A 4,124-nucleotide genomic window follows, 5' to 3' on the forward strand; every position below is an offset into this window, starting at 1 on the left:
TCAGCAGCAGCGTGTTGCTATTGCACGAGCTGTTGTCAATCAACCGAAGGTACTCTTGCTCGATGAGTCTTTATCAGCCCTTGATTATAAGTTGCGTAAGCAGATGCAAGTTGAATTAAAGCAGCTTCAGCGTCAGCTGGGAATCACGTTCATTTTTGTTACTCACGACCAAGAAGAAGCGCTCTCTATGTCTGATAGAATTGTCGTGATGAAAGACGGTGTGATTGAGCAAGATGGAACACCTCGTCAGATTTATGAAGAGCCTAAAAACCTGTTCGTCGCGGAATTCATTGGCGAAATTAATGTGTTTAAAGCAACGGTATCATCTCGCATTGATGAAGAGAGGCTTGCTGTCACGATCGAAGGCGCTCCGTCGGTCATTCATTACAACAAAGCCGTAAACCCTGGTGAGCAATTAAACGTATTGTTGAGGCCTGAAGATCTAAGAGTTCAAGAACTGAAAGAATCCGATAACTCAGGCATCATCGGGCATGTTATCGATCGTACCTACAAAGGCATGACGCTTGATTCAGTGATTGAGTTGCCTTCCGGTATGCGAGTCATGACCAGTGAGTTCTTTAACGAAGATGACCCAGATGTCGATCATTCACTGGGCCAAAAAGTGGCGATTTCGTGGATTGAAACTTGGGAGGTGGTGCTGACTCATGCTCAAACTGTTTAATTTCCGAAATACTGTCATCACGCTAATCGTAAGTTGGTTGGCGCTGTTTGTGCTTGTTCCCAATATCATGATCATCGCAACGAGTTTTTTGACGCGTGATGAAGCGGACCTTATTGATTTTACTTTCACTCTCAGTAACTACGCTCGCTTGATGGATCCTTTGTATCTAAAAGTACTTTGGCATTCATTCTACATGGCGACGATGGCGACATTGATTTGTCTCGCGATCGGTTATCCATTTGCGTACATCATTACTAAGATGCCCGTCCATCTACGACCAATCATGCTTTTTCTCGTGATCGTCCCTTTTTGGACTAACTCACTCATACGCACCTATGGTTTGAAAATTGTACTCGGTACTCAAGGTGTCTTGAATAAATCTCTATTGGCTTTAGACATCATAGATAAACCGTTGCGCCTTATGTACACCGAAACAGCCGTGATGATCGGTTTAGTTTATGTATTGTTGCCATTCATGATCTTGCCTCTTTATTCGACTATCGAAAAGCTAGACGGTTCGTTTATTGAAGCGGCGAAAGATCTTGGTGCGAATAAGGTTCAGACATTTTTTCACATTACATTGCCTTTAACGATGCCCGGTATAGTAGGAGGCTGTTTGCTCGTGTTGTTGCCGGCTTTAGGAATGTTCTACGTATCTGATCTACTCGGTGGTGCTAAAAATCTATTGGTTGGTAATGTCATTAAGAGTCAGGTTTTAAATGCTCGAGATTGGCCGTTTGGTGCAGCAACCAGTATCGCTCTCACCGCTGCCATGGCGCTGTTGCTTACTATCTATTACAAAACAGGCAAGCTATTTAACCGCAGCTCGGAGTTAAGCTAATGGGCAGATTTTCAAAAATTAGTTTTATGAGCTTGGTGTATTTGTTTTTGTACTTACCCATCATCGTATTAATTGTTAACTCATTTAATGGCAACAAATTTGGCATGAAATGGGGAGGCTTTACGACAAAGTGGTATCAAGCGTCAGTAAACAACGACAGTTTGATGCAAGCCGCCTGGCATTCTCTTAATGTCGCCCTTTTTTCGGCAACAGCAGCAACACTTATTGGTGGTCTAACGGCTATTGCCCTATTCCGCTATCGATTTAAAGGAAAACCCGCCGTGAACGGGATGCTTTTCATCGTCATGATGTCACCTGATATCGTGATGGCGATTTCCTTTTTGGCGTTATTCCTAGCGATGGGTGTGCAGCTAGGGTTTGTCACACTCTTTATTGCCCACATAACTTTTTGCCTGCCGTTTGTCGTGGTCACCGTTTATAGCCGCTTGAAAGGGTTTGATGTCAAAATGTTAGAAGCGGCTAAAGATCTTGGCGCGAGCGAGTGGACAATACTGATGAAAATAATTGTGCCTATCGCAAAGCCCGCGATTGCAGCAGGTTGGTTACTTAGCTTCACTCTTTCACTTGATGACGTGATTATCAGTTCATTTGTGACTGGGCCAAGCTACGAGATATTACCCCTTAAGATCTATTCGATGGTAAAAGTAGGGATATCGCCAGAGGTTAATGCACTGGCGACACTCATGCTCATAGTCTCACTTGGCTTAGTGTTGTTGTCCCACTTCATCAGTAAAGACAAGTTGTCTAAGTAATCGAGTTTTCCAATTCATTGGTCATGCAATGAGTCTCTTTCAATGGACTTGTTGCATTCAACCATTTATTGGTTATTCTTCGTTATATATTTGAAAAATACATTTTTTTCCCTAAACTTATCTCATCTTTGCTTAGCGAAGATTTAGGTTTAGTTTTGTTACATATAATGGAAATATCATGAAACGTAAATTAGGTATAGCAGCTTTATTCTCAGTCACTTTGTTTTCGCAAGCTGCGCTTGCTGCAGACAAAGAACTGTATTTCTACAATTGGTCAGAATACATTCCAAATGAAGTGCTAGAAAGCTTTACGAAAGAGACGGGAATTAAGGTTATCTACTCGACTTATGAATCTAACGAGAGTATGTACGCCAAGTTGAAAACTCAGGGCTCTGGTTATGACCTAGTCGTTCCGTCGACGTACTTTGTGTCCAAAATGCATAAAGAAGGCATGCTTCAAGAGATCGACAAAAGTAAGCTAACAAACTTTGAAGGTCTTGACCCTAATTACCTCGATAAACCATTCGATCCGAGCAACACCTTTTCAATTCCATATATTTGGGGGGCAACAGGTATCGGCGTGAATACCGATATGCTTGATAGTTCTTCACTGACTGGTTGGGGCGATTTCTGGGACAGCAAGTGGGAAGGACAGCTGATGTTGATGGACGACTCAAGAGAAGTCTTTCATATCGCATTAACTAAGCTTGGCTATTCTCCAAACACGACCGATCCAAAAGAGATTGAAGAAGCTTATCAAGAGCTTCGCAAACTGATGCCGAATGTGTTGGTGTTTAACTCTGATTTCCCTGCAAACCCTTACCTAGCTGGAGAAGTGTCCTTGGGCATGTTGTGGAATGGTTCTGCTTACATGGCCCGTGAAGAAGGTGCTTCAATCGATATTATATGGCCTGAGAAAGGCTCGATTTTTTGGATGGACAGCTTAGCCATCCCTTCAGGAGCGAAGAATATCGATGCTGCGCATCAGATGATAGATTTTCTGTTACGTCCTGAGAACGCAGCTAAAGTAGCCCTAGAAATTGGCTATCCGACACCAGTGAAAGCGGCCTACCCGCTTCTTCCTGATGAGTTTGCTAATGATCCAAACATATTCCCGCCACAAAAAGTCATGGATAGTGGAGTTTGGCAAGATGAAGTGGGTGAAGCCAGTGTCCTTTACGAAGATTACTTCCAACGTCTAAAAGTTGGAAACTGAACTCTAAATTAATAAGGCGGCGATTAGCCGCTTTATTATTTCTAGCTATACTTAGGTTAGGATTTCATTTGCCAAAGGAATAGCGCTTGCGAGATATTTCAAGAGTGGTCATTTTTGCGACCATAGTGTATCTATTGTCCGTTCTTTTGTATTACGTCGCTCAAGGCACACCTATTGATTCACATTTTGACTTTGTATTCGAGACCAACACCTTAGCGATCGTTCTCTACATTTATTTCATTTCCAACCCAACGATAAAATCTAACATTAAGCTGAAGTATGGTGTTTGGTTACTTATCTCGACGAAGGTTTACGACATCGTCACCGAGATTAAAGTACTGGACGAGCTGAGTGATCAATACGAATTTGCCGATTCGTTTATCGAAGACGGACTGCAGCAACTCGCTTATGTCATGATCGCGATTGGGTTGACGGAATTGAAACGTAAGGCCAAAGAGCTTTCGATGCGTGATGAACTCACTGGGTTATACAATCGCAAAAAGCTTAAAGATATCCCCTTTTCTGAATTTGATTTAATCTATTTTGATTTAGATGGACTAAAAGAAATTAACGATTCCGAGGGGCATGCAGCGGGGGATTTGATTCTAAAAC

The 4,124-nt window shown here is 42.4% G+C and carries 5 protein-coding genes; all 5 read left to right on the forward strand.

The annotated features are described in order from the left end of the window. On the forward strand, positions 1–682 hold a 682-nt coding region (locus tag BCU12_RS10775), incomplete at its 5' end, for a TOBE domain-containing protein (protein ID WP_133153867.1). Continuing rightward, positions 666–1,523: a spermidine/putrescine ABC transporter permease PotB gene (gene potB, locus BCU12_RS10780; protein ID WP_102404286.1), complete on the forward strand. Its 858-nt coding sequence runs from the start codon at positions 666–668 to the stop codon at positions 1,521–1,523. The genes BCU12_RS10775 and potB, both read left to right, overlap by 17 nt. Further along, positions 1,523–2,296, forward strand: a complete 774-nt coding sequence (gene potC / locus BCU12_RS10785; RefSeq protein ID WP_102404287.1) for a spermidine/putrescine ABC transporter permease PotC — start codon at positions 1,523–1,525, stop codon at positions 2,294–2,296. Before potB ends, potC begins: the two co-directional genes overlap by 1 nt. Positions 2,297–2,474: 178 nt before the next feature. Further along, positions 2,475–3,512: an extracellular solute-binding protein gene (locus tag BCU12_RS10790; RefSeq protein ID WP_102404288.1), complete on the forward strand. Its 1,038-nt coding sequence runs from the start codon at positions 2,475–2,477 to the stop codon at positions 3,510–3,512. 86 nt (positions 3,513–3,598) lie between these two features. Further along, positions 3,599–4,124: diguanylate cyclase (locus tag BCU12_RS10795; protein WP_133153865.1), on the forward strand; the 526-nt coding region annotated here is incomplete at its 3' end.

It is taken from the genome of Vibrio sp. 10N.261.55.A7 (assembly GCF_002877365.1).
Lineage (GTDB): Bacteria > Pseudomonadota > Gammaproteobacteria > Enterobacterales > Vibrionaceae > Vibrio.